General features: G+C 49.4%; 1 protein-coding gene. It reads right to left on the reverse strand.

Annotation, left to right across the window (positions count from 1 at the left end; translation table 11 throughout):
• Nucleotides 1–170, reverse strand: a 170-nt coding sequence (locus LGT40_RS00085; RefSeq protein WP_438861564.1) for an efflux RND transporter permease subunit, incomplete at its 3' end; no start/stop codon positions are given.
• Nucleotides 171–271: the final 101 nt, after the last annotated feature.

A 271-nucleotide genomic window follows, 5' to 3' on the forward strand; every position in this document is an offset into this window, starting at 1 on the left:
ACGCCAAACTCGGCTGCTACCCCGGCTAAAGCGATAAAGCCGACCACACTCGCCACCGACAAGTTGTGTCCCAGCAGATATAGCAGCCAGATGCCGCCCACTAAAGAAAATGGCAAAGTCACCATTAGCAGCAATGCTTCGCCAAAATTCTTAAACGTGAGGTAGAACAAAACGGGTATACGGATTTAATGGTTGATGGGGCACCTTCACCCCATCAATCTGATACCACCCTCAGATGGTTGATAGATCGACTCCGTAGTTGAGTTCCTCT

Source organism: Methylophaga pinxianii, from assembly GCF_020447225.1.
GTDB classification, from domain to species: domain Bacteria; phylum Pseudomonadota; class Gammaproteobacteria; order Nitrosococcales; family Methylophagaceae; genus Methylophaga; species Methylophaga pinxianii.